The 25,209-nt window shown below is 70.4% G+C and carries 24 protein-coding genes and 1 tRNA gene; 13 read left to right on the top strand and 12 right to left on the bottom strand.

Annotated features, from left to right (window positions below):
- Window positions 1-68: 68 nt before the first annotated feature.
- The 3 genes from OG787_RS26505 to OG787_RS26495 all read right to left on the bottom strand — a co-directional run bounded on the left by OG787_RS26505 (window position 69) and on the right by OG787_RS26495 (window position 3,019).
- Window positions 69-305, bottom strand: coding sequence for a DUF3263 domain-containing protein (locus OG787_RS26505; RefSeq protein ID WP_369037774.1), 237 nt, complete (start codon window positions 303-305; stop codon window positions 69-71).
- 36 nt (window positions 306-341) lie between these two features.
- Entirely contained in the window at window positions 342-1,565 is a 1,224-nt protein-coding gene (locus tag OG787_RS26500; RefSeq protein WP_369037775.1) for an extracellular solute-binding protein, read from the bottom strand.
- Between the two features lie 200 nt (window positions 1,566-1,765).
- Window positions 1,766-3,019, bottom strand: coding sequence for an extracellular solute-binding protein (locus OG787_RS26495; RefSeq protein ID WP_369037776.1), 1,254 nt, complete (start codon window positions 3,017-3,019; stop codon window positions 1,766-1,768).
- 156 nt (window positions 3,020-3,175) lie between these two features.
- Here OG787_RS26495 and OG787_RS26490 point away from each other — a divergent pair, with 156 nt between their 5' ends.
- From OG787_RS26490 to OG787_RS26480, 3 genes are read left to right on the top strand one after another with little or no spacing between them, the layout of a single operon-like run.
- A complete protein-coding gene (locus tag OG787_RS26490) occupies window positions 3,176-4,117 on the top strand; it encodes an ROK family protein (RefSeq protein ID WP_369037777.1) in 942 nt (313 codons plus the stop codon).
- Complete coding sequence (gene nagA, locus OG787_RS26485; RefSeq protein ID WP_369037778.1) at window positions 4,117-5,319, top strand: N-acetylglucosamine-6-phosphate deacetylase; 1,203 nt, start codon at window positions 4,117-4,119, stop codon at window positions 5,317-5,319. Before OG787_RS26490 ends, nagA begins: the two co-directional genes overlap by 1 nt.
- 24 nt (window positions 5,320-5,343) lie before the next feature.
- On the top strand, window positions 5,344-6,285 hold the full coding sequence (locus tag OG787_RS26480) for a 1-phosphofructokinase family hexose kinase (protein ID WP_369037779.1): 942 nt from the start codon (window positions 5,344-5,346) through the stop codon (window positions 6,283-6,285).
- 109 nt (window positions 6,286-6,394) lie between these two features.
- Here the strand turns inward: OG787_RS26480 and OG787_RS26475 are convergent, their stop codons facing one another.
- Window positions 6,395-7,390 (bottom strand): CBM35 domain-containing protein, encoded by a 996-nt coding sequence (locus OG787_RS26475; RefSeq protein ID WP_405536582.1) that lies wholly within the window; start codon window positions 7,388-7,390, stop codon window positions 6,395-6,397.
- Between the two features lie 168 nt (window positions 7,391-7,558).
- Complete coding sequence (cdgB, locus tag OG787_RS26470; RefSeq protein WP_369037781.1) at window positions 7,559-9,295, bottom strand: diguanylate cyclase CdgB; 1,737 nt, start codon at window positions 9,293-9,295, stop codon at window positions 7,559-7,561.
- A gap of 366 nt (window positions 9,296-9,661) precedes the next feature.
- On the opposite strand from cdgB, the gene OG787_RS26465 reads away from it, so the two are divergent.
- Window positions 9,662-10,267, top strand: coding sequence for a flavin reductase family protein (locus OG787_RS26465; protein ID WP_405536581.1), 606 nt, complete (start codon window positions 9,662-9,664; stop codon window positions 10,265-10,267).
- Between the two features lie 91 nt (window positions 10,268-10,358).
- A complete protein-coding gene (locus OG787_RS26460; protein WP_369037783.1) occupies window positions 10,359-10,844 on the top strand; it encodes a GNAT family N-acetyltransferase in 486 nt (161 codons plus the stop codon).
- Window positions 10,845-11,011: 167 nt separating this feature from the next.
- On the opposite strand, the gene arfB is transcribed toward OG787_RS26460, so the two are convergent.
- Window positions 11,012-11,449: an alternative ribosome rescue aminoacyl-tRNA hydrolase ArfB gene (gene arfB / locus OG787_RS26455; RefSeq protein ID WP_369037784.1), complete on the bottom strand. Its 438-nt coding sequence runs from the start codon at window positions 11,447-11,449 to the stop codon at window positions 11,012-11,014.
- Between the two features lie 178 nt (window positions 11,450-11,627).
- On the opposite strand from arfB, the gene OG787_RS26450 reads away from it, so the two are divergent.
- Together OG787_RS26450 and OG787_RS26445 are read left to right on the top strand one after the other, a co-directional pair.
- Window positions 11,628-12,203, top strand: coding sequence for a TerD family protein (locus OG787_RS26450; protein WP_030043541.1), 576 nt, complete (start codon window positions 11,628-11,630; stop codon window positions 12,201-12,203).
- A gap of 129 nt (window positions 12,204-12,332) precedes the next feature.
- Window positions 12,333-12,833, top strand: a complete 501-nt coding sequence (locus OG787_RS26445; protein WP_369037785.1) for a hypothetical protein — start codon at window positions 12,333-12,335, stop codon at window positions 12,831-12,833.
- Window positions 12,834-13,049: 216 nt separating this feature from the next.
- Here OG787_RS26445 and OG787_RS26440 read toward each other — a convergent pair whose 3' ends face one another.
- The gene (locus OG787_RS26440; protein WP_405536579.1) at window positions 13,050-13,784 is read right to left on the bottom strand and encodes a pentapeptide repeat-containing protein; all 735 of its coding nucleotides are present in this window, start codon (window positions 13,782-13,784) and stop codon (window positions 13,050-13,052) included.
- A gap of 143 nt (window positions 13,785-13,927) precedes the next feature.
- Between OG787_RS26440 and OG787_RS26435 the strand changes: the two genes are divergently transcribed.
- Both OG787_RS26435 and OG787_RS26430 read left to right on the top strand, forming a co-directional pair.
- Window positions 13,928-15,214, top strand: a complete 1,287-nt coding sequence (locus tag OG787_RS26435; RefSeq protein ID WP_405536578.1) for an NAD(P)-binding protein — start codon at window positions 13,928-13,930, stop codon at window positions 15,212-15,214.
- 64 nt (window positions 15,215-15,278) lie between these two features.
- Window positions 15,279-16,259, top strand: coding sequence for a zinc-binding dehydrogenase (locus OG787_RS26430; RefSeq protein ID WP_405536577.1), 981 nt, complete (start codon window positions 15,279-15,281; stop codon window positions 16,257-16,259).
- Between the two features lie 121 nt (window positions 16,260-16,380).
- On the opposite strand, the gene OG787_RS26425 is transcribed toward OG787_RS26430, so the two are convergent.
- Both OG787_RS26425 and OG787_RS26420 read right to left on the bottom strand, forming a co-directional pair.
- Window positions 16,381-17,778: an NAD(P)/FAD-dependent oxidoreductase gene (locus OG787_RS26425; protein WP_405536576.1), complete on the bottom strand. Its 1,398-nt coding sequence runs from the start codon at window positions 17,776-17,778 to the stop codon at window positions 16,381-16,383.
- A gap of 11 nt (window positions 17,779-17,789) precedes the next feature.
- Window positions 17,790-18,443, bottom strand: coding sequence for a rhomboid-like protein (locus OG787_RS26420; protein ID WP_405536575.1), 654 nt, complete (start codon window positions 18,441-18,443; stop codon window positions 17,790-17,792).
- 34 nt (window positions 18,444-18,477) lie between these two features.
- On the opposite strand from OG787_RS26420, the gene OG787_RS26415 reads away from it, so the two are divergent.
- Window positions 18,478-19,371 (top strand): aminoglycoside phosphotransferase family protein, encoded by an 894-nt coding sequence (locus OG787_RS26415; RefSeq protein ID WP_405536574.1) that lies wholly within the window; start codon window positions 18,478-18,480, stop codon window positions 19,369-19,371.
- A gap of 3 nt (window positions 19,372-19,374) precedes the next feature.
- On the opposite strand, the gene OG787_RS26410 is transcribed toward OG787_RS26415, so the two are convergent.
- Window positions 19,375-19,451 (bottom strand) — tRNA-Thr (locus OG787_RS26410).
- Window positions 19,452-19,677: 226 nt separating this feature from the next.
- Between OG787_RS26410 and OG787_RS26405 the strand changes: the two genes are divergently transcribed.
- The 3 genes from OG787_RS26405 (at window position 19,678) to OG787_RS26395 (ending at window position 22,322) form a co-directional block, all read left to right on the top strand.
- On the top strand, window positions 19,678-20,814 hold the full coding sequence (locus OG787_RS26405; RefSeq protein ID WP_369037726.1) for an ABC transporter ATP-binding protein: 1,137 nt from the start codon (window positions 19,678-19,680) through the stop codon (window positions 20,812-20,814).
- A 225-nt stretch (window positions 20,815-21,039) separates the two neighbouring features.
- On the top strand, window positions 21,040-21,489 hold the full coding sequence (locus tag OG787_RS26400; protein ID WP_369037725.1) for a hypothetical protein: 450 nt from the start codon (window positions 21,040-21,042) through the stop codon (window positions 21,487-21,489).
- A 119-nt stretch (window positions 21,490-21,608) separates the two neighbouring features.
- Window positions 21,609-22,322 carry an NDP-sugar synthase gene (locus OG787_RS26395; RefSeq protein ID WP_369037724.1) on the top strand — a complete coding sequence of 238 codons (714 nt, stop codon included), beginning with the start codon at window positions 21,609-21,611 and terminating at the stop codon, window positions 22,320-22,322.
- 90 nt (window positions 22,323-22,412) lie between these two features.
- On the opposite strand, the gene OG787_RS26390 is transcribed toward OG787_RS26395, so the two are convergent.
- Both OG787_RS26390 and rlmB read right to left on the bottom strand, forming a co-directional pair.
- Entirely contained in the window at window positions 22,413-24,116 is a 1,704-nt protein-coding gene (locus tag OG787_RS26390; protein ID WP_405536573.1) for a DoxX family membrane protein, read from the bottom strand.
- A gap of 117 nt (window positions 24,117-24,233) precedes the next feature.
- Complete coding sequence (gene rlmB / locus OG787_RS26385) at window positions 24,234-25,175, bottom strand: 23S rRNA (guanosine(2251)-2'-O)-methyltransferase RlmB (protein ID WP_369037722.1); 942 nt, start codon at window positions 25,173-25,175, stop codon at window positions 24,234-24,236.
- Window positions 25,176-25,209: the final 34 nt, after the last annotated feature.

Raw genomic sequence — 25,209 nt, 5'->3', positions numbered from 1 at the left:
GTCTGGGGGCGCAGCCCCCAGGGATGGGACGGGTAGGGGCGGCGGGGGCGAAAACAACCCGGCACCCCCTACCGCTCACCCCGCCGCCCCTCCCGCACCCTCCGCAACCGATTCACCGTCACCGGATCACACGCCAGCGCCCGCTCATCGTCCAGCAGCGCGTTCAGCAGCTGGTAGTAGCGCACCGGCACCAACCCCAGCTCCTCCCGTATCGCCCGCTCCTTCGCCCCCGGCCCCGCGAACCCCCGCCGCTCCAGCGCGAGAATGTCCTGCTCCCGCTGCCCCAGCCGCTTCCCGTCGTCCATGAAAAGAACCGTAGCCCCCACCACCGACACCCGGAGCTACTCCACCGTCGCAGCCCGCTGTATCGCCCCCAGCACCTCCCCCGGCTCCCCCTCCCCCACCACAGCCCCACCGACCGTCTTCTGGATGTTCCGGCTCGTGGCCGCCCACGACGGCTTGCCGACCGGGTACAGCTGGGCGGTGCCGAGCGCGTCCAGGCCGTCCCACAGGTCCTCGTACGTCTTGTTCGCCCGCATCGACGTGGACGCCGACGACGTCACCGGCAGCAACTGGTACGTGCCCGCGAGATCCACCACGTTCTTGTCCTCGTACAGGAAGTCGAGATACGTACCGATCTCCTTGGCATGGCCGCCGTCCTTGAACGCGGCGATCCAGTCCGACGTACCGACCGTCGCCGCCGTCACGCCCGCCGTACGCCCCGGCATCGGGACGGCCTCGTACGCCACGGGGTCGACGGACCGCGCGATCTCCCGTACGAGCGCGCCCGGCGCGCTGACCATGCCCGCCTCGCCGTCCACGAAGGCCTGGAGCGCGGCCTCGCGGTTGAGGCGGTCGGGTGGGACCGGGCCGGTCAGACCCTCGCCCACGAGGCGGTCGCGCAGCCAGGTGAGGGTGGAGACGTTGCGGGCGGAGGCGATGTCGTACTCGCCGGTGTCACCCGTGTAGCCGCCGCCTCCGCCGAGCAGCCACTGGAGGGTCTCCGCCTGCGCCTCCTCGGGGCCGAGCGGGAGCGCGTACGGGTATTTCACGCCCCGGTCCTTCAAGACCTCCGCCGCGTTCCTCAACTCCGCCCATGTGGTGGGGGGTTCGAGGTCGGCCTCGGCGAAGAGGGTCTTGTTGACGTAGAGGAGGCGGGTCGAGGCGAGGAACGGCAGGCCGTACTGGGTGCGGTCCGTGGTGCCCGCGTCGACGAGGTTGGGCAGGAAGTTGCCCTGGACGCGGATGGAGAGCAGGTCGTCGGCCGCGTAGAGGAGGCCGTCGGCGGCGTAGTCCGCGTAGTTGCCGATCTGCGCGATGTCGGGCGGGTCGCCGGCCGCGACCATCTTGGCGACCTGCGTCTCGGCCTCGCCGGGCTCGTACACCTTGACGTCGAGCCGGATGCCGGGGTTGGCGGCCTCGAAGGCGGTGTCGACCCGGTTCCAGTACGACTCCGAGTTCTTGACGACGTCGTCGCCGTAGTTCGTGGCGACCACGGTGAGGGTGACCCCGCCGGACCCCTCACCGCTCCCGCCGCAGCCGCCCAGCACCAGGACGGACCCCATACTCAGAACCGTCACGGCGGCGAAGACCGGCCAACGACTCCCGCCCCACACTTCTCGCACGGCAGACCCCTCCCGGGGAGGCACACGCGTCACGCTCTGTGGACGCGCGTAGAGCCTCCCGCACCATCGGGTCCGGTCCAATGCCCCGGGCGTTTCGGCCGTGCAACATTTCCCGGCCGCCCGGCCCTTCGCGCACCGCCCTATTCGGCGGTATCGGCCTCGTTCTGCGCCGAGTTGGCCTCCGCCTGAAGCGTCGTCAGGACCGCTTCCGGGCTGCCGTTCGCCGCGAACGCCGTACCGATCCGCTTCTTGATGTCCGCGCTGACCTGCGCCCAGGACGTCTTGCCGACCGGGTAGAGCTGGGCGGTCGGGAGTTCCTCCAGGAAGGGGGCGAGGTCCTGGTCCTGGGCAGCGGCGGACATCGTCGCGGAGGCCGAGGTGGTGACCGGCAGCAGGTCGTACTTGCGGGAGAAGGCGAGCACGTTCTTCTCGTCGTAGACGAAGTCGAGGAACTTGCCGGCCTCGCTCCGGTGGCCGTTCTGCTTGAACGCCATCATCCAGTCGGCGACGCCCATCGCGGCCCGCGTCGACCTCTCCTCGCCCGGCATCGGCACCATGCCGACGTCCACGCCCTGCGCCACCGCCGTCTTCATCAGCGAGGGATGGCCGTTGAGCATGCCGACCTCCCCGCGCGCGAACGCGGCGAAGGCGTCGGCCCGGTTGAGCTTGCCGGGGGCGATAGGACCGGTGAGTCCCTTGTCGACGAGTTCGTCCTTGAGCCAGGTGAACGTCTCGATGTTCTGCGGGGAGTCGATGCCGTACGTGCCGACGGCGCTGGTGTAGCCGTCGCCGCCGCTGAGCAGCCACTGGAGGGTCTCGGCCTGCGCCTCCTCGGGCCCGAGCGGGAGGGCGTACGGGTACTTCACGCCCGCGTCCTTCAGCGCGGCGGCGTCGGCGGCCAGCTCGCTCCAGGTGGTGGGCGGGGTGAGGCCGGCCTCGGTGAAGAGCTTCTTGTTGTAGAAGAGGAGGCGGGTGGAGGCGGCGAAGGGCATGCCGTACTGGGTGCGCTTGACCTTGCCCGCGTCGGCCAGCTGGGCGACGAAGTCGGCCTGCGTCGGGATGGAGAGCAGCTCGTCGGCCTGGTAGAGGTCGCCCTCGGCCGCGTAGTCGGCGTACGCGCCGATCTGCGCCAGGTCGGGTGCGTCACCGGCGGCGACCAGCTCCTTGACCTTGCGGTCGACGTCGTTCCAGGAGTAGACGCTGACGTCGACCTTCACCTCCGGGTTGGCGTCCTCGTACGCCGCGACCAGCTCGTCCCAGTACTTCTGGGAGCTGTTGGCGTCCGAGTCGCCGTAGTCGGCGGCGACCAGCTTCAGGGTGACCTCACCCGAGCCGGTGCCTCCGCAGCCCCCGAGGGCCGCCGTCATCCCGAGTGCGGACGCCGCCGCGATCATGCCTGTCCTGTGCCGCTGCACTGCTTCAACCCCAAACCCCGACCGAACGTTCACAGATGTGTTCATTGGTACGTTCAATTTATTTCTTCGAGCTACCAGCTCTACACTACGTGAGTGGACTAGACCTCTTGTGGGTCGACGGGCCACACTGTCCCCGTGAGACATGTCATCGCCCTCGACGTGGGCGGCACCGCGATGAAAGCCGCCCTGATCGGGCCGGACGGCGCCCTGCTGCACCAGGCGCGCCGTGCGACCGGACGCGAGCGCGGCCCCGATGCCGTGGTCGAGGCGATCCTCGACTTCGCCGCCGACCTGCGCGCCCACGGCATCGCCCACCTCGGCGAGAGCGCCGTGGCCGCCGGGGTCTCCGTCCCCGGCATCGTCGACGCCGACCACGGCATCGCCGTCTACGCGGCGAACCTCGGCTGGCGTGACGTACCCCTGCGCGCCCTGCTCACCGAACGGCTCGGCCTGCCGGTCGCCCTGGGCCACGACGTCCGCACGGGCGGCTTGGCGGAGGGCCGGATCGGGGCGGGCCAGGGAGCCGACCGTTTCTTCTTCATCGCCCTGGGCACCGGCATCGCGGGCGCGATCGGCGTCGACGGCCGGGTGGAGGCGGGCGCACACGGCTTCGCGGGCGAGATCGGCCACATCGTCGTACGCCCCGGCGGCACCCCCTGCCCGTGCGGCCAGCGAGGCTGCCTGGAACGGTACGCGTCGGCGTCGGCGGTGAGCGAGGCCTGGGCGGCAGCCTCGGAAACCCCGGAAGCGGACGCGGCAGACTGCGCCAGAGCGGTGGACGCGGGCGACCCACGCGCCCACGACATCTGGCAGGCCGCGATCGACGCCCTGGCCGACGGCCTGGTCACCGCCCTCACCCTCCTCGACCCCCGCACCCTGATCATCGGCGGCGGCCTCGCGGAGGCGGGCGACACCCTCTTCACCCCACTACGCACAGCCGTACAACAGCGGATCACCTTCCAGAAGCTCCCGACCATCGTCCCCGCAGCCCTCGGAGACACAGCAGGCTGCCTGGGCGCGGGCCTGTTGGCCTGGGATCTCCTGACCGTCACCGACCTCACGGAGGCAACGCCCTGATGGCAACCCACCTAGGGGCGCGGGGAACTGCGCGACCAGCCCCCACCGCCCCGCACCACGCACACAACCTGGTGCTCAAGGGCGCCAAGCTGGTACTCCCCACAGGAATCACCGACGGCGCCCAACTGGCCGTCGAGGGCACCAAGTTCACCGAGCACGCTCCCGAGAACGCCCACGAGATCGACGTAAGGGGCCACTGGCTGGTCCCCGGTTTCGTGGACCTCCACAACCACGGCGGCGGCGGAGCCTCCTTCACCTCCGGCACAGCGGAAGACGTACTCAAGGGCATCCACACCCACCGAACCCACGGCACCACCACCCTCGTGGCCAGCACGGTCACCGGCGACATGGACACCCTCACCGCCCAGGCCGGCCTCCTCTCCGAACTGGCCGAGCAGGGCGACATCGCCGGCGTCCACTTCGAGGGCCCCTTCATCTCGCCGTGCCGCAAGGGCGCCCACTCCGAGGCTCTGCTGCGCGACCCGGACCCGGCGGAGGTCCGCAAGCTGATCGACGCGGCGCGCGGCCACGCCCGCATGGTCACCCTCGCCACCGAACTCCCCGGCGGCCTCGACTCCGTACGGCTGCTCGCCGAGCACGGCGTCATCGCGGCGATCGGCCACACGGACGCGACGTACGAGCAGACGGTGGAGGCGATCGACGCGGGCGCGACGGTCGCGACCCACCTGTTCAACGCGATGCCGGCGCTGGGCCACCGCACGCCAGGCCCGATCGCCGCGCTGCTGGAGGACGACCGCGTAACGGTAGAACTCATCAACGACGGAACGCACTTGCACCCCGCCTCCCTCCAACTCGCGTTCCACCACGCGGGAGCGGACCGCGTGGCGTTCATCACGGACGCGATGGACGCGGCCGGCTTCGGCGACGGCCGCTACCTCCTCGGCCCGCTGGAGGTCGAGGTCAGCGAGGGCGTGGCGCGGCTGGTCGAGGGCGGCTCGATCGCGGGCTCGACCCTCACCCTGGACCGCGCGTTCCGCCGAGCGGTCACCGTCGACCACATCCCCGTCGTGGACGCGGTCGCCGCCCTGTCCGCCAACCCGGCCCGCCTGCTGGGGATGTACGACCGGGTGGGCTCCCTGGAACCGGGCAAGGACGCGGACCTGGTACTGCTCGACGCGGACTTCGCGCTCAAGGGCGTGATGCGCAAGGGGAGTTGGGTATTGAAGCCTCAACTGCCCTGATACCGAGGGAGGGAGGCAGTCCCGGTGATCCTCACGGTCACGCTGAACACCGCGCTGGACATCACGTACCGCGTACGGGAGTTGCGCCCGTACGCCTCCCATCGGGTCACCTCGGTGACCGAACGCCCGGGCGGCAAGGGCCTGAACGTGGCCCGGGTCCTGGCCGCCCTCGGCCACGAGGTGACGGTCACCGGCTTCACGGGCGGCCCGGCCGGACGGGCCGTACAGGACCAACTCACCGCCACACCAGGTGTGTTGGACGCCCTGGTCCCGGTGTCGGGCTCAACTCGCCGCACGATAGCGGTGGTCGAGGAATCGGCCGCGAACCTGACACCGGAAACGACCCAACTCAACGAACCGGGCCCGCAGATCACCCCGGCCGAGTGGTCCGCCTTCCAGGACGTGTACGAGGGGCTGCTGCCGTCCGTCTCGGTGGTGGCCCTCTGCGGAAGCCTGCCGCCGGGCGTCCCGGTGGGCGCGTACGCCCACCTCATCCGCACCGCACGGGCAGCAGGCGTACCCGTGCTGCTCGACACCAGCGGGGAGCCGCTCAGGCGCGGGGTCGCGGCCCGCCCCGACCTGGTCAAGCCGAACGCCGCCGAACTCACCGAACTCACCGGCTCCCACGAGCCGTCACAGGCCACCCGGGACGTCCGCAGACGCGGCGCACGGGCGGTGGTGGCCTCCCTGGGCCCGGACGGCCTGCTGGCGGTAACCCCGGAGGGCCGCTGGCGGACAACCCCGCCGGCCCGCGTCCGGGGCAACCCGACAGGCGCGGGCGACTCAGCGGTGGCGGGCCTCCTGTCGGGCCTGATCGACCAACTCCCCTGGCCCGAACGCCTGGCAAGGGCAACGGCCCTGTCTGCGGCGACGGTAATGGCCCCGGTGGCAGGAGAGTTCGACAGACCGACGTATGAGCAGCTACTGAGCCGAGTAAGGGTGACAACTGAAGCAACGGCCGCGTAGGCACGCGCCCGATGGGGCGCGCCCCTTCAGGGGCGCGGGGAACTGCGCGACAAGCCCCCACCGCCCCGCGGCCAAAGCACGAAGCCCAGAAACCCCAAGCCCCAAAGCCCTACTCAGCAGCAGCCAGATACAGCTGATCCAGATTCACATCACACTGATCCCCTTGCTCACAGGAGATCTTGATCGTGTTCGTGCCCTTGTTCAGCTGGACGGACGCCCACGTGTTCGTCCACCCCTTCGCATAGTCACCCTCGGCGGCCTTCGCGAAGTTGCTCAAGTTGAGCGGCCGAGACTGCGCCGTCCCATTGACCGTCAGCGTCGCGGAGGCGTCCTTACCGGGCACGCCGTAGTTGACGTACAGCCGGTACTCCCCCTCCTTCGCGATCCCGCTCACGTTCCAAGTGACGGACGCGCCCACGTTGTTGAAGTTGCCCACATAGACACCGCCGGCGGCCTGCGCACCCTCGACGTCAGACACCGCGCTGGCGCCACCGCCGAGCAGCAGCGCCTTCGCGTCGATGGTCGGCAGCTCCGCGTCGGCGGACTCCGAGGCGCTGGCCGACGGGGACGGCTCGGCGCTCTGCCCGGTCGACGCGGACGCGCTGGCGTCGCCGCCGGCGCCCTCGTTGTCGCCGTCGCCGCCCATCATGGCCACGCCGATCCCGATGACGACCGCGGCGACCACCGCGATCGCGCCGATCAGCAGCCCCTTGGTGTTGGGCCCTCCGCCCCGCCCGCCTCTGCCACTGCCACCGCTGTACGCGTGCTGCTGGGGAGCCGTGGGGCCGCCGCCGAAGGCCTCGGGGGCCTGGTAGTGGGCGTTCGGGCTGCTGCCGTACGCCCCCTGCTGCGGCACGGCCTGGCCGTACTGCGCGGTCGGGGCGGTCTGGCCGTACGCCGGCTGCTGGCCCTGGCCGGGACCCTGTCCCTGGCCCGCCGACGGGCTGTACTGACGCTCGCCGACCGGCCGCACCCGGCCGACCGAGTTCGGGTAGCCGTAACCGCCGGACGGCGGCTGGGCTCCGTTGGCCTGACCGTCTTCGTACAGGTAGCCGAACGGATCGTCGTCCTCGGGCGTGCTCGCGCCGCTGTTGCCGGGCGTCATCCCTTGGTCTCCTCAACAGGTGCGGGTGGGACTACTGCGGGGTGGGACCACGAGATCTTGCGAGGTCCTGCGAAACATGCAATGCGAATAGCGAGCCTACCCGCTCCCACTGCCCCAAACGGGTGACTCTGCCCGCACGGGGTCACCGGCAGGCCACTGACCTGGTGATCATCCGGCCCGGCGGTGCTGTTTGGGACGAGATCGTTTCTCGACGTACATCCGTTCGTCGGCCGACTTCAGGACCTCGTCCGCCGTCATCCCGCACTGGGCCCACCCGATGCCGAAGCTCCCGCCGACCCGCATCGCGCGGCCGTCGACCCGGATGGGCTGGATGATCTCGTTGCGCAGGCGTACGGCCAGGTCCTGGGCGTCGGCCCGGCCGAGGCCGTCGGCGAGTACGACGAACTCGTCGCCGCCGAGCCGGGCCACCGTGTCGCCGTCGCGCACGGCGCGGCCGAGCCGGCGGGCCACCTCGATCAGTACCGCGTCGCCGGCGTTGTGCCCGAAGCGGTCGTTGATCGACTTGAAGCCGTCGAGGTCGCAGAAGAGAACGGCGAGCCCCTTCGTGCCGTCGTCCTTCTCACCCTCGGGGGCGACCGTGTGGACGTGGTGGTCGTAGGCCCCGTACCCCTCGGTGGCGCCGCGGAAGGCGAAGGCGTGGCCGTTCGCGTCGTACGTCTGGAGCGTGCCGTCGGCCGCCACGGGCGTCGCCGTCGCCGTGTACTGGTCGTTGCGGCCGTACGGGTCGGGCTGGGCGTTGCCGTAGGCCGCGTCGACCGACTCGACCAGGCCTGGCTCCGCCGACTGCGGGCGCTGGCAGAGGCGGGCGCTGAGCCGGGAGCGCAGTTCGGCGGAGTTCGGCAGGCCGGTCAGGGAGTCGTGGGAGGCACGGTGGGCGAGCTGAAGCTCGCGGCGCTTGCGCTCCTCTATGTCCTCGACGTGGGTGAGCAGGAAGCGCGGGCCGTCGGCGGCGTCCGCGACGACGGAGTTCCGCAGCGACACCCACAGATAGGAGCCGTCACGGCGGCAGAGCCGGAGTTCGGCGCGCCCGCCCTCGGCGGAGGTGCGCAGCAGGGTGCCGATGTCCTCGGGGTGCACGAGGTCGGAGAAGGCGTAGCGGCGCATCGCGGAGGCGGGGCGGCCCAGGAGGCGGCACAGGGCGTCGTTGGTGCGGAGTATTCGCCCGTGCTGGTCGCCGCCCATCTCGGCTATGGCCATGCCGGAGGGGGCGTACTCGAAGGCCTGCCGGAAGCTTTCCTCGCTGGCTCGCAGCGCCTGCTGCTCGCGTTCGAGTCTGACCAGTGCCCGCTGCATATTCGCGCGTAGACGTGCGTTGCTGATCGCGATCGCGGCCTGAAAGGCGTACATCTGGAGCGCTTCCTTGCCCCATGCCCCCGGTCGGCGGCCGTTGCGGGGCCGGTCCACTGACAGGACGCCGATCAGTTCGCCGCAGCTGTTGCCGCCGGGCACGCTGGGCGTGAACATCGGGGCGAAGAGCCGGTCAGAGGGGTGCCACTCGTCCTCGAAGCGCGGGGCGGGGCCGTCGGTGTACCACTGCGGGACGTCGTCGTCGTCGAGGACCCAGCCCTCGGTGTGCGGTATGAACACCAGGTCGCCCCAGGCCTCGCCCATCGCGAGCCGGCGCTCCCAGGAGTCGCGGGAGCCGACCCGGCCGGTGATGAGGGCCTCGGCGGCGGAGTTCCCGGCGAAGGCTGCGACGACGAGATCGCCGTCGGGGCGGACGAGATTGACGCACGCCAGCTCGTAACCGAGGCCGTTCACGACCCCGTCGGCGACGGTCTGGAGTGTGTCCGCCAGACTGCGCGCGGTGTTCATGTCCGCCATGACCTGATGCAGCTGCCGCAAGGTCGCGAGACGGACGTACGGCTCCTGGTCGGTCTCCATTCGCCCTCCCTCCGCCTATCCCACCATCCCCGCCACTGAATCACAGCGCGCTGCTCACTCGGTACACAGGGTCAACAAAAAGGGGCACCTGTGACTCAAGTCACAGCGAAAGATGAGCAATTGAGTGGAGTTTCTGGGTTCTCCCTGTGCGTTTACTGAACGCAAACTTTGTATCTGTGCGGATACTACGAGCGAGGATACGGGGGAGAAGAAGTCGGCGTGGCCGTTCCCGATCTTTACCGCCCCTTGGGAGTCGGTAAGGATCTCTGCGGGGATCTCGGTCGGGTTCTCGGTCGGGAGTCCTAGGTCCGGGTTCGGGCGCTGGTCCGATGTGGTGGGGCAGGAGCGGCGCATACGTTTTCCAGTGTGCTGACTCCCCCTGCCGTACCTGCCGTACCCACCTCGCCCGCCCCCCATGCCACCCCTGCCTCTCCGGGCGGGCATCCTGGGGGCGTGAGCAACGACGACTTCCGCGCCGCCATGTCCCGCCTGGCCTCGGGCGTGGTCCTGGTGACCGCTCGGGAGGCGTCCCTCGACGCCGACGACCCCCAGGCACCGGTCGGCGAGGACGTCGGCATGACGGCGACCGCCTTCCTGTCGGTCTCCCTGGACCCGCCCCTGGTCATGGTCAGCGTGCGCGAGGGCTCCCGGATGGACGACCTGCTCGCCGAACAGCCCCTGTGGGCGGTCTCCGTCCTCACCGAGAGCCAGCGCCACATCGCGGGCCGCTTCGCCATGAAGGGCCGCATCAGCGACCGCCTCCTCTTCGAGGACATCCCGTACGTCCGGGGCGCCGCGTCCGGCGCTCCCCTGGTGGGCGGCGCCCTGGCGAACCTGGAGTGCCGCACGGAACAGCGGATCCCGGCGGGCGACCACACCCTGATCATCGGCCGCGTCCTGACGGCGACGACACCGAGCGCGGACGGGGGCCCGCTGGCGTACTTCCGGGGCCGCTACCGGCAGTTGGGCTGAGACGGGACTGAAGCGGGACTGAGCGGGACCGAAGCGGGGCTGACGGGAAACTCGCTGGTCAAGCGAGTTCCCGGCCGCTTAGGTTGCCCGCATGACGAACGCGCCCGACGTGCCGAACACCTCGCTCAGGCTGGAGCGGATCACCTCCGACAACTTCGAGGCGGCCGTCGCCGTACGGGTCCACCCGGACCAGGAACACGCGGTCGACCCGGTCGTGAAGTCCCTGGCCGAGGCGTACGTCCATCCGCGCACCGCCTGGCCCCGGCTGATCCTCGACGGCGACCGACCCGTCGGTTTCCTCATGGCCTTCTTCGACATCTCCTGGGCCGGCACCAGCACCGACCTGCGCTCCGGCCTCTGGCGCCTGAACATCGCGGCCACCGAACAGGGCAAGGGCTACGGCCGCTTCGCCGTCGAGTCCGTCGCCGCCGAGATCCGCCGCCGAGGCGGCACCGACCTCTACGTCACCTGGCACCCCGGCCCGACCGGCCCCGAGCCCTTCTATCTGGCCCTGGGCTTCACCCCGACCGGGGAGACGAGCGGGGGCCAGACGGTCGGGGTGCTGAAACTCACGTAGGCCGAGCGGACAAAGGCTTCGGCGTGATTCGGATCCCACGACCAGAAATTGATTCCCGGGGCCGTTCCACGGTTTTTTCTCCCGGCCGTTCGGAAATTCACGATCGTTCATCCGGCGCCACCGATCCGGTGATCGCGGCGACCGGTTACCGCCCAACTCCGGTCCCGCTAACCCCAGTCACGTCCGGTACGGCCCCGCTTCACATCCGCGCGCGCTTTCTTCTGCCGCAAACGGCGTTCATTGATTCCGCGCGGGATACGGGTGGGGGTGCGCGGCTTGGGCGGCGGCGCCGTGGCCTCGGCGAGCAGAGCGGCCAGACGTACGGCCGCCGCCTCGCGGTTGCGCCACTGCGAGCGGTGCTCGGAGGAACGGACGGTGACGACCCCGTCGACGAGCCGTCCGGCGAGACGCTCCAGGGCGCGCCGCTTCCACACCTCGGGCAGCGACTCGGTGTTCGCGAGGTCGAGGCTCAGCTCGACCCTGGAGTCGCTGGTGTTGACGTGCTGCCCGCCCGGCCCGCCGGACCGCGAGAAACGCCACATCAGCTCGGCCTCGGGGAGCGAGACGGAGCCACGGATGAGGTAGGGACCGGACATGCCCACCATGGTCGCCCGGCTGTCCGGTCCACGTCACCCCGTTTTCACCAGGCGGGCCGTCAAGACAGGTAAAGAAAGTAAAGCCGCGCGGAACCTTCGGTACCCCCGTCGGCGTTCAAGGAGGTGACGGTAGCTTCGTCACCGCACGCACGTACGCACGTCAAAAACGAGGGAAGGACTCCCAACAATGGCTGTAAGCCTGTCCAAGGGTGGCAACGTCTCGCTCACCAAGGAGGCTCCGGGCCTGACCGCCGTCACCGTGGGCCTCGGCTGGGACGTCCGCACCACCACCGGCACGGACTTCGACCTCGACGCCTCGGCGATCGCGGTCAACACGCAGGGCAAGGTCTACTCGGACGCCCACTTCGTGTTCTTCAACAACAAGCAGACCCCGGACAGCACGATCGTCCACACCGGCGACAACCGCACGGGCGAGGGCGCGGGCGACGACGAGGCGATCAAGGTCAACCTCGCCGGCCTCCCCGCCGACATCGAGAAGATCGTCTTCCCGGTCTCGATCTACGACGCGGAGAACCGCTCGCAGAACTTCGGCCAGGTCCGCAACGCCTACATCCGCATCCTGAACGAGGCCGGCGGCGCGGAGATCGCCCGCTACGACCTCTCGGAGGACGCGGCGACGGAGACGGCGATGGTCTTCGGCGAGCTGTACCGCAACGGCGCGGAGTGGAAGTTCCGCGCGGTCGGCCAGGGCTACGCCTCGGGCCTGGTGGGCATCGCCCAGGACTTCGGCGTCAACGTCTGAGTCGAGGTCCCGAGTCATAACGGCGGCTGAAAAGCCCCCGGCCGAGCGCGATTGGCGTCTGGGCCGGGGGCTTTCGCGGTTCAAGGCTCCCGGGTGGGAATCCCGCCGTGCCATGACACCATCACCTCCGTGCTCGATATCGGCTACGCCCTCTCCAACCGCTTCCCGGACCCCCCGCAGACCGACTACCGCCGCGCGGACGTCCACACACTCCGCCACGATCTGTTCTGCGGTGACGTCTACCTCGCGGACACCAAGGCGGACCGGGAGTTGTCCACAGCCTGGGGATGGGTGCCGGTGCTCGACTTCGCGTGGGCGCTGTGCGACATCGTGGAGCAGCTGGACCAGGACCCCGCGGGCTCCCGCGCCTCCCGCCCCCAGTACGCGGAACTGGACTTCACCGAGTCCACCGACCGCATGCTGTTCCAGCGCCGCTTCGGGTGGGTGGACATCGAGTCGGACTGGATGCCGGCGGAGGAGCCGCCGCTCACCTTCTCCCACGCGGAACTCCGCAGGGAGGCAAGGGATTTCCTCCACGACATCCTGGCGGACCTGACGGACCTGCACGAGTCACTGGGCGAAAACCCGGCGATCTGGACGCTACAGTCCCGCTTCCCACGGGTGCGCTGACCGACCCCAGAGGTTTCTCGCCCCCGCCGCCCCTACCCGTCCCATCCTTCTGGGGGCTGCCGCCCCCAGACCCCCGCTACGGCCCTGAACGGGCCTCGTCCTCAAACGCCGGACGGGCTGGGTATCTCAGCCCGTCCGGCGTTTGAGGACCAAGGGGGGTCTGGGGGCGCAGCCCCCAGGGATGGGGACGGGTAGGGGCGGCGGGGGCGAGAAAAACTACCCAACCCCCTCCACCCGCACCCCCAGCTCCGCCGCAAACACCCCCGCCAGATCAAGCAACTGCACAGGACTGATCACCGCCCCCGCCAATCGATCCACCCCCCGCGCAAACCCCAACTCCGCAGCCCGCCGCAAATCCACATCCCTCAGCGTCGCCGCACTGAAGTCCGCCCCCTTCACCACACACCCCACAAACTCCACCCGCTCCAGCACCGCACCCCCGAAGTCCGGCTCCACCAGCACACACCCCTCGAAGACGACGTCCTTCAACTTCGCCTTGCGCAGGTTCAGATAGTCGATCTTCCCGCCCCGCACGACCACCCGCTCCAGCACAGCCCCATGCAACTGCACCCCACCCAGCCGCGCATCGACCAGCTCCACATCACGCAGAGTCGACTCGGCAAGGTTCGTGCCGACACCCCGTATGCCCGTGAGGACAGAGTCGAGCAGCCGGGCATGGTGCAACCGGGTCTCGTCCAGCGCGCACCCCGTCAGCGCACAGTCCATGAACCGGGCACCCCCACCGTTCTGCCCCGCGAAGTCGACGTCCCGGAACTCCAGCCCGTCATAGTCCCCGTCAGCCTCCAACTCCCCACCCCCGAACGGCTCCAGCACCGGCAACCGCACCTCGGCCCGCCGAGCAGCCTTCACCCCGGAACCAGAACCGGAACCAGAACCGGAACCAGTACCGGCCCCGGAACCACCCACTCCACCCACCACACGCCTAGCCATGCCCCCATCCTGCACCCCACCACTGACAATCCACCTGACCTGCAAAAACCCACCCGCCACCACCCCCGTGTCACATTCCGACCCCCTCGACCCGTCGTACCGACGGACCTCAGAAAGGCACCCACCAGAAGGAGACCCAAACCATGGCCCCCGCCCGCACCCACCCCCGCACACGCACCCACACCCGCCCCCACACCCCCCTCACCGTCATAGGCGGCGGCCTCGCCGGCCTCACCGCCGCCATCGCCGCCGCGGAGGCCGGCGCCAAGGTCACCGTGTACGAGGCCCACCACACCCTCGGCGGCCGGGGCCGCACCGCCGAGGGGCCGTACCGCACGAACGACGGCCCGCACGCCCTCTACAGCGGCGGCCCGCACTGGACCTGGCTCACCCGCCGCGACCTCATCGGCCCCCTCGCCCCGCTCCCACCCCTCGAAGCCGCCCGATTCCACTTCCGCCACCAGGGCACCCTGCGCCGCACCCCACCCCTCGCGATGCTCAAACTGCTCCGCCGCAGCGCCCACCAAGCGCCCGTGGACGTCGACTTCATGACCTGGGCCACCGAGCAGGCGGGCGAGAAGGGCGCCCAGGCCGCCGCGCACTACTCCGCCGTCACCCTCTTCCACCACGCCCCCGGCACCCTGTCCGCCGCCTTCGTCCAGGAACGCCTGCGCCGCGCCGCCACCCTCCCGCCCGAGGCCAACCACCCGCGCGGCGGCTGGGCCACCGTGATCGACCGGATGGCCGCCCGCGCCTGGAACCTGGGCGTACGGATGGAGACCCTGTCCCGCGTCGACACGCTCCCCACGGACACCCCCGTCATCGTCGCGACCTCCCTCGACGCGGCCCGCCGCCTCCTGAACGACGACACCCTCACCTGGACCGGCGCCCGTACCGCCCTCCTCGACCTCGCCGTACGGACCCGGCGCGGCGACCCCTACGTCGTCTCCGACCTGGACGCCCCCGGCCGACTGGAACGCTTCACCGCACAGGACCACACCCTCGCCCCGCCCGGCGAGCAGCTCCTCCAGGGCCAGTTCCCGATCGCCCCGGGCGCCGCCCGCGCCGACGGCATCGCCCGTGCCGAGGAACTGCTCGACCTGGCCTTCGACGGCTGGCGCGACCGCGTCACCTGGCGCCGCGAGGCCACCTCGAACGGCCGCACCGGCGCGGTCGACCTGCCCGGCACGACCTGGCGCGACCGCCCCGCGATCGAACGCGGCGCCGGCGTCTACCTGGCCGGCGACCAGGTGGCCGCCCCGGGAGTCCTCGCGGAGGTCTCGTTCAACAGCGCGCTGACGGCCGTATCACTGGCACTGTCCCTGGCACCGGGAAACCGCCGACTCCACGGCCGCCCCAACCCCCGCAACCCCTTCGGCCCGCTCAGCCCCCGCACCCCCTTCGACCCTCTTGACCTGAAGCAAGCTTGAGGTTGAAGAGTGGGGACTCCTGCGACACCACGACGAGAGCCGCACACACCCTTGGGGGACCCCCATGCACGCCATCCGCCTGCACACCTTCGGCCCCGCCGAAAACCTCACCTACGAACAGGTGGACGACCCGACCCCCGGCCCGGGCCAGGTCCGTATCGCCGTCGCCGCCGCCGGCGTACACCTCCTGGACACCGCCCTCCGCGAGGGCATGCGCGGCCCGGCACCGGAGCCGACCCCCCTGCCGACCATCCCCGGCCGCGAGGTCGCCGGCACCGTCGACGCCCTCGGCGAAGGCACCCCGGAACTGTGGCGCGGCAAGCGCGTCGTCGCCCACCTCGGCTTCCAGCCCGGCGGCTACGCCGAACTCGCCGTCACCGACATGGAACGCCTGCACGAGATCCCGGCCGACCTCGACTTCGCCCAGGCCGTCGCGATGATCGGCACCGGGCGTACGGCCATGGGGATCCTTCAGTTCACCGACCTCGGCCCCGGCTCCGTGGCCGTCGTACCGGCCGCCGCCGGTGGCATCGGCACCCTGCTCGTGCAGTACGCCCGGCACGCCGGCGCCACCGTGATCGGCCTCGCGGGCGGCCCCGCGAAGACGGCCCTCGTCGAGGCGAACGGCGCCGACCTCGCCGTCGACTACACGGACCCCGCCTGGCCGGAGAAGGTCCGCGCGTATCTCGGCGGACGGCCCGCCACCGTCGTCTTCGACGGGGTCGGCGGCGAGATCGCCCGCGAGGCCACCGCCCTCCTCTCCCCCACCGGACAGCACCTCGTCTTCGGCTGGTCGGGCGAGGGCCTCCACGACGGCACCCCCTACCTCATCGAGGGCGTCTCCGAACAGGTCCTCGGCCCGGCGATGCTGAGCAGGGCGGGCGGCCCCGACCCCCTCCGCACCCTCGAACTCCGCGCCCTCACCGAAGCAGCCACCGGCCGCCTGACCCCGTCCGTACACCGCTTCCCCCTCGCCGAGGCGGCCACCGCCCACCGAGCCCTCGAAAACCGAGGCACGACAGGCAAGGTGGTGCTCGAGCCGTGACTCACGGTGGGGGGAGCCACCCCGGCCGAGAGAGACGCCCTATAGGGGCGCGAGGAACTGCGCGACCAGCCACGACGGCGCCGCACCAACCCAGCACCCAGCACCCGCCCCCGCAAAGAACTCAGTGCCGCCCAGCCACGCGATCCGCGACCCGCGCCAGCCGCGAAGACCGCTCCCCACCCCCAACCGACTCCCGCCGATCCGCGGCCCGATAGGTCGCGTACATCCCATGCACCCCCACCCACCGCAACGGCTCCGGCTCCCACTTCCGCACCCGGTGCCCGACCCACGGCAGATCGGTCAGCTCGGTACGCCCCGCCTGACCCGAGTCCAGCCGCACCAGATCCCGCAGCGTCCGCGCGGCGAGATTGGCGGTGGCGACGCCCGAACCGACGTAACCCCCCGCCCACCCGAGCCCGGTCGACCGGTCCAGCGTCACCGAGGCACACCAGTCGCGCGGCACCCCGAGCACCCCCGACCAGGCATGCGCGACCCGCACATCACGCAGCACGGGAAAGAACCGCACGAGAATCTCCCGCAACGCCTCGACCGTCGCCGCCTGCGTACGCCCGTCGTTGTCCGTCCGCGACCCGAACCGGTACGGCACCCCGCGCCCGCCCAGCGCGATCCGCCCGTCCTCCGTCCGCTGCGCGTACATGTACGCGTGCGCCATGTCGCCCAGCGCCTCCCGCCCCGCCCAGCCGATCTCGTCCCACTGCGCGTCCGTCAACGGCTCGGTCGCGATCATCGACGAGTTCATCGGCAGCCAGGTCCGCCGCTGCCCCTTGAGCGAGGCCGTGAACCCCTCCGTACAGCGCAGCACATAGGGCGCGCGAACCGTCCCGTACGGCGTGACCGCGTGCTTCGCCCTGATCTCCGTAACAGGCGTCCGTTCGCAGACGACAACACCCAACCCCTCAACAGCCGCCGCGAGCCCTTTGACCAGCTTCACCGGATGCACCCGCGCCCCGTGCGGCGTCCACGACGACCCGAGGGCACCCGCCACCCGCACCCGCTCGGCCGTCGCGTCGGCGCCGTACAACTCACGGTCGCCCTCCCCGTACGACACCTCGACGTCATGGAAGTCCCGCAGCCGAGCCAACTGAGCGGGCGTGTAGGCGACTTCCAGCACACCCCCCTGATGAACACCGGCGTCGAACCCCTCCTCCCCCACGACCCGCACCACTTCCCCGACGGTGTCGTTCATGGCCCGCTGGAGCCGTACGGCGGCCTCATGACCGTGCACGCGCGCGTACCGGTCCCTCCCCGCGACCCCGTTGTACAGCCAGCCCCCGTTGCGCCCGGAAGCCCCGTACCCACAGAACTCCTTCTCCAGAACGACGATCCGAAGAAAAGGAGCGGCCTTCTTCAGGTAGTAGGCCGTCCACAACCCGGTATAGCCACCCCCGACGATGACGACGTCAGCCGTCGTATCCCCATCCAGAGGCGCACGAGGGACAGGCAGCCCGTCCTCCGCGTACCAGAAGGAAACCCGCCCATTGACGATCCCGCTGCTCATAGCGCCGGACGCTAACGCCTCAACGCCCCCATTGTCTTCTTCGGATTCCACACCTCCCCACCCCTCCCACGCGTCAACGGCCAACAGCAGAACCCGACAAGAGCCGCAGTGAAGTGCCCGAGATCGGTGAAGGTACGAGAGAAGACGAGCGGAACCCCATACACACCCATAACCCCCACCACATACACATACCGCCAAGGCCGGGCGATCCGATACGCGAGCACGGCGACCACCCCCGCCAGCGCGTAACTCACCCCGAAATCCATCGTGTCCGCCGCCGAGGCCGGCGCCGAACCGTCCCGGATCGCCCGCCACACCGCACCCTGACTGATCAGCGTCGCCAGCACATGCGAGGCCACACACACCACCAGCCACCGCACGGTCCCGAGCCACCGCTCGACCGTCGCGTGGAACACCGAATACAGCACGACGTACGGGGTCCACCACCCGTCGATCCACATCGCACTGGAGATCAGCACCCGCACCGGATGGTCCGACAGCTCATTGATGTTGGTCGACCGCTGCCGCAGGAACTCCTCCTGGAACTCCGCCGACATGTGATGCACGGCCACCGTCGTGAAGAACAGCACGAGCAGCCACACGTACGTGCCCGGAGCACTACGGACGTAAGCCCACACCCCGCGCGGGCGGACCGGAAATCGCATGCCCCAAATTTACGCACGCACATAAAGTCGCCGGGTGACCCCCACCCCCATCCACATCCCCGCCGAACTGGCCACCGCACAGCTCAAGTACAACGGGGAGGCGGGCCACGCCTTCATCACCGAACTCCCCACCCGCACGGCCGACTTCCTCGACCGCTGGAACCTACGCGTGGACGGCCCGACGATGCACGGCGTAACGGCCCTGGTCCTCCCGGTCGTCACCACCGACAACACCCCGGCCGCCCTCAAACTCCAACTCCTGGACGAGGAGAGCGAAGGCGAGGCCCCGGCCCTCCACCACTGGAACGGCGACCACGCGGTACACCTCCTGGACCACGACCCCACCACAGGCACGATGCTCCTGGAACGCCTGGACCACACCCGCATGCTGTCGACCGTCCCCGACGCCCACGAGGCGACCCTGGTCATCGCAGACCTCCTGTCCCACCTCACCGCCATGCCCGCCCCACCGGGCATCCGCAGCCTGGGCGACATCGCGGAACGCATGCTGGACCATGCACCCCACGCACTGCGCACGCTCCCGGACCCCGAAGCCCGCGCCCTCCTCACGGACTGCGCGGCAGCCCTGCGCGAAGTGGCTCCCGACCCCGGAGACCGCCTCCTCCACTGGGACCTCCACGACGAGAACGTCCTGGCCGCCACCCGCGCCCCCTGGCTGGCCATCGACCCAAAACCCCTGGCAGGAGACCCCGGCTTCGACCTCTGGCCGGCCCTCAACAACCGCTTCGACGCCGACGACATCACGTGGCGCTTCGACGCCATGACGGACGTCCTGTCCCTGGACCGGGAACGGGCCCGCGCGTGGACCCTGGCCCGGGTACTCCAGAACGCCCTGTGGAACATCGAGGACGGGGATCCGGTGGAGGAAGCGGGGCTGGAGATGGTTCGGCGGCTGCGGAATTCGTAGTACTGGAGCCCCCTGTCGGATTCGAACCGACGACCTACGCATTACAAGTGCGTTGCTCTGGCCAGCTGAGCTAAGGAGGCCTGCCGCGCGCGTGCACAGACCGTGCAGGCATGCGTGCCCGTGCAGTGTACCCAGGTCCCGGCCGCCCCCCTGTCGAAAATTTCCGCGAAGTTCACACTCCCCCACCTACTGACAGAAGACGAATCCCCAGGTACCGTCCAGATTCAGTCCGCGTATGTGGACTACACCACCTTCCTACAACGGATCGTCCGGCACGTTCCTGCCGGTAGAAGGGGGCCCATCACCATGGCCACTGTTTCGTTCGACAAGGCGACCCGTATTTACCCGGGCACCGAGAAGCCCGCCGTAGACGGTCTGGAGATCGAGGTCGGGGACGGTGAGTTCCTCGTGCTCGTCGGTCCGTCCGGTTGCGGTAAGTCCACCTCGCTCCGCATGCTCGCGGGGCTCGAGGACGTGAACGCCGGCGCCATCCGCATCGGTGACCGCGACGTCACGCACCTGCCGCCCAAGGACCGGGACATCGCGATGGTGTTCCAGAACTACGCGCTGTACCCGCACATGACCGTCGCCGACAACATGGGCTTCGCGCTCAAGATCGCCGGCGTCAACAAGGCCGAGATCCGCCAGAAGGTCGAGGACGCGGCGAAGATCCTCGACCTCACCGACTACCTGTCGCGCAAGCCGAAGGCGCTCTCCGGTGGTCAGCGTCAGCGTGTCGCCATGGGTCGTGCCATCGTGCGTGAGCCCCAGGTCTTCCTCATGGACGAGCCGCTGTCGAACCTCGACGCCAAGCTCCGTGTCTCGACCCGTACGCAGATCGCCTCGCTTCAGCGCCGTCTCGGCATCACCACCGTGTACGTCACCCACGACCAGGTCGAGGCCATGACCATGGGCGACCGGGTCGCCGTACTGAAGGACGGTCTGCTCCAGCAGGTCGACTCGCCGCGCAACATGTACGACCGCCCCAAGAACCTCTTCGTGGCCGGCTTCATCGGCTCCCCCGCCATGAACCTGATCGAGGTCCCGATCACCGACGGCGGTGTGAAGTTCGGCAACTCGGTCGTCCCGGTCAACCGCGAGGCCCTCAAGGCCGCCTCCGACAAGGGTGACACCACTGTCACGGTCGGCGTCCGTCCCGAGCACTTCGACGTCGTCGAGCACAACGGTGCCGCCGCCGACGCCCTGTCCAAGGCCACCGAGGACGCTCCGGCCGGTCTCGCCGTCTCCGTGAACGTCGTCGAGGAGCTGGGCGCCGACGGTTACGTCTACGGCAGCGCCAAGGTCGGCGACGACCTCAAGGACCTGGTCGTCCGCGTCAGCGGCCGTGCCGTCCCGGACAAGGGCGCCACGCTGCACGTCGTCCCGCGTCCGGGCGAGATCCACGTGTTCTCGACCTCCACGGGCGAGCGCCTCACCGACTGAGTCACCGACTGAGTCGCCGACTGAGACGCCGACTGCGCACCGAAGGGCCCCGCGGCTTGCCGCGGGGCCCTTCGCCTTGCCCATCCATCACAAGCCCGAAACCCTGGCACACCGGTCATTTCGAATCATGTGCGTCAACGCCCTACCCAGTGAACGGCACCAATTCATCCCCCAAATTGGTGACTAAATGTCGCCAAATCAGCACCGAGCGCTACCCTCACTCGCGTGAAGCACTCCACTAACCAACTGACGCGAAGTGGCCGTGGCCCAGCCCGCCGGATCGGCCGTAGCCTCGCCCTTGTCCTGCCCGTCGTCCTGGTGCTGTCCGGGACCCTCGCGGTCACCCGAGTCAACTGGTCGGGGAATCCCTCGGACTCGGTGCTCACCGCGTCCTCCGAGGATCTGGCCGCCCGAGCCGCCGCTGCCCCCGCCCCCCAGGACGTCCTGCGCGACCAACTGCTCCTGGAACTCCAGGACAAGGACCCCGGCACCGCCCTCACCCACCTCCAGCAGGCGGTGAACGGCCACCCGTCCCTGGCGAAGCACTGCACCTCGATCGCCCGCGCCCTCGGCCGCGCCGCCGTCCGCGTGTACGGCCCGTCCCGGGCCCAGTCGTACTCCCGCCCGGTCTGCGACACGTCCTTCGCGACGGGAGTGGCAGCGGCGCACAGCTAGCAGTCAGTGCGGGCTCGGTGGGGGCTGAGCGCGCAGCGTCCCCCAGGGGCGCGGGGAACTGCGGGACCAGCCCCCACCGAGCCCGCAGCCCTCGCGGAGCGCCCCGTACAGTTCACGGCATGACGCGCCCCACCCAAGCCGTGGTCCTGGCCGGAGGCCAGGGCTCCAGGCTCCGCCCGTACACCGACGACCGCCCCAAGCCGATGGTCGAGATCCCCGGCACGGGAACGCCGATCATCGGCCACCAGCTCGTCTGGCTGGCCGAGGAGGGCGTGACGGACGTCGTCGTCAGCTGCGGTCATCTCGCCGAGGTCCTCCAGAAGTGGCTGGAGAGCACCGACCTGCCGCTGAACGTCACGACGGTCGTCGAGACCGAGCCCCTCGGCCGTGGCGGCGGCCTCAAGTACGCCGCCGCGCACCTCCCCGCCCCGGACCAGCCCTGGTACGCCACCAACGGCGACATCTGGACCCGCTTCTCGCTGCGCGACATGGCCGACTTCCACGCCGAGCGGGACGCCGTCGCGACCCTCGCGCTGGCCCGTCCCCGGCTGCCGTGGGGCGCCGTCCAGACGGACGGCTTCGGTCACATCACGGACTTCATAGAGTCCCCTCCGTCGACCTTCGAGATCAACGCGGGCGTGTACGTCTTCTCCTCCGAGTTCGCCGCCCTGCTCCCGGAGCGCGGCGACCACGAACGCACCACGTTCCCCCACCTGGCCCGCGAACGCCGCCTGGCCGGCTTCCCGATCCCGCACGGCGCCTACTGGCGCGCCATCGACACCGCGAAGGACCTCACGGAGGCCGCGAAGGAGCTGGCTGCGCTGGGCCGTTGAGCCGACGGTTCGCCAAGGCTCTTTTCCCGTACGTCAATGGGGTCCCGCACTGTGACAGTGCGGGACCCCATTGACGTACAACTACCGCGGCTAGCCGAGCAGTCCACCCACCAGCCCCGGCTGCCCCGTCGAGGAGCCCCCGGTGCTGCCGTCGCCGCTTCCGCCAGTGCTGCTGCCGCCCGTGGAGCCGCCGCTCGTACCGCCCGGCGATCCCGTGGAGCCGCCCGACGAGGACGGTCCGGCGCTGGTGCTGGGCGCCTCCTGGACCGGGGTGGTCTGCTGCGGCGGGGCCTGGCCGCCGCCGTCGTTGCCCTGGGTCTGGCTGGGCCGGCTTCCGGTGACGCTGCCGCTCTCGCGGGCCTCCTCGGGGGTGGTCGCCGCGTCGCCGGTCGTGGGACTGGCCGAAGTGGCGTCCTGGGTCGGCGGCTTGGTGGCCGCCGAGGGGCTCTTCGAGGCCTGCCGTTCGCCGGACTCCTCCGGGAGCGGTGAGCCGGGGAGTTCGTTGCGCGGTGCCTCGCCGGGGCCGGGGACGACCACCCGGTCGGCGTCGCGGACGGCGCCGCCGAGGAGCGAGCCGATGAGGAGGGTGAGCCCGACGACGACGGCCGTGACGAGGGCGCCGCGCCGCAGGACGTAACTGCGCAGCTCCCAGATGTCCGTACGGGGTCCGAGGCGCCGCCAGGCGCTGCCCGCGAGGCGGCCGTCGATGGAGTAGACGGGGGCGCCGGCGATGATCAGCGGCGACCAGGCGGCCAGGTAGATGATGTCGGGGGCGTCGTAGACGGGGACGCTCTTCCAGCTGACGGTGACGAGCAGTGCGGCGGAGAGCAGGGCGCCGCCGACCGCGGCGACCCGCTGCCACAGGCCCAGGACCGTGAGGACGCCCACGATGACCTGGAGGAAGGCGATGACGAGGCCGGAGCCGACGGGGTGCTGGAGCGCGAACTGCCGTAGTGGCTCGGCGACTTCCCAGGGGTGCAGGGTGTTGAGCCACTTCATCATGGAGCCGCGTTTGCCGCCGTCGAAGTAGACGGGGTCGCAGAGCTTGCCCATGCCGGCGTAGATGGAGATGAAGCCGAGGAAGATGCGCAGCGGGAGCAGGACGACGCCGAGGTTCATCCGGCGGCCGGGGTAATAGGCGTGCCGGACCGGGTCGCCCGCGTGGCGCTTGGCGCCGGTGCGCCGTTCGTAGCCGTCCTCGTCGAACTCGGCGTCCCCATAGCCGGATTGGCCGTACCCGGAGTCGCCGTACCCGGAGTCGCCGTATGCGGGCTCGTCGTACACGCTGCCGACGGTGCGCATGTTGGGGAGCAGGCGGCCGGAGTCGGGGCTGTGGGTGCGCTGGCTGCCGACGATGGGCGTCTCGACGGTCTGGTCGAGGGTGCTGCCGGCGTAGTCGAGGTCCTCGTCGCCGATGCGGGGGATGACCTGCGTCGCTCCGGCGTCGGCGGGCGGCGGCTGTTCGCCGTGGCGCACGCTGGAGCCCCGTACGGCCTGGAGCAGCCGGTGCGCGCCGGTGTCGTCGGGTGCGGACTTCCCGCTCCAGACGACCGCGCGGCGGCGGCCGGGCGTGGCGCCGCCGGCCCCGACGACGGGAATGCGAGCCGTGTCCTCGGAGGCGCTGAGGTGCCGGGCGACACGGGACGACGGTGCGGCCCGCCGCGTCGAGGCCCCCAACTGCACGCGGAAGCTCGCATGGTTGACGATGACCTGCGCCGGATCGCTCGGCACTTTCACCATGCTCAGCGCGGGAGCGTCGTCGTATCCCGACGGTGTTCTGGTGTCCACACTCATCTAACCGAGTGACGTGTGGTTAGGACACTGCTTTGACTTGGCGGATGTGTCCGGACCCCGTCAAGGTCACGTCACCCGGCCGGATCCGCCCGTACGGGTGACGTCGCGCACGCGTGTTCAGGCGCGTCGGCGGGCCGCCTCGTAGAGCACGATCCCGGCCGCGACACCGGCGTTGAGGGACTCGGTGCCGCCGGGCATCGGGATCCGGACGAGGTGGTCGCAGGTCTCCCCGACCAGCCGGGACAGCCCCTTGCCCTCGCTGCCGACGACGATGACGACGGGCCCGCCGAGCGCGGGCAGGTCGCCGAGCTCGGCGTCCCCGTCGGCGGCGAGGCCGACGACGACGATCCCGGCCTTCTGGTACGCCTCCAGGGTGCGCGTCAGATTGGTGGCGCGGGCGACGGGCGTACGGGCGGCGGCGCCGGCGGAGGTCTTCCAGGCGCCGGCGGTCATACCGGCGGCGCGCCGCTCGGGCACGACGACGCCGTGGCCGCCGAAGGCGGAGACGGAGCGGACGACGGCGCCGAGGTTGCGCGGGTCGGTGACGCCGTCGAGGACGACGATGAGGGGGTCGACGCCGTTGTCGTAGGCGGCGTTGGCGAGGTCCTCGGGGTGCGCGTACTCGTACGGCGGGACCTGGAGGACGAGCCCCTGGTGGTTGAGCCCGTTGGTCATCCGGTCCAGCTCGGGACGCGGAGCCTCCATGAGATGGATGCCGCCACGCTCACCGGCCAGCTGAAGCGCCTCGCGCACGCGCTCGTCGTTGTCGATGAACTGCTGGACGTACAGCATCGAGGCCGGCACGCCCTCGCGGAGCGCCTCGACGACCGAGTTGCGCCCGACGACGAGCTCGGAGGAGGCCTTCCCGCCGCGTCCCTTGGGTGCGGGCCGCCGCTGGATCTGCTTGGCCTTCGCACCGGCAATACGGTTCTTCTTGTGTCCCTTGCGCATCTCGGCGGGCGGCGTCGGCCCCTTGCCTTCGAGCCCCCGGCGCCGCTGGCCGCCACTGCCGACCTGCGCGCCCTTCTTGCCGGACATGCGGCGGTTGTTAGCGGCCATGACCTACCTGTCTGTGTGAAGGCGTGCGTGTGTA

Source organism: Streptomyces sp. NBC_00075 (genome assembly GCF_045041225.1).
Lineage (GTDB): Bacteria > Actinomycetota > Actinomycetes > Streptomycetales > Streptomycetaceae > Streptomyces > Streptomyces adonidis.
The sequence above is the reverse complement of the archived record's forward strand: the minus strand, read 5'-3'. Positions and strand labels throughout refer to the sequence as shown.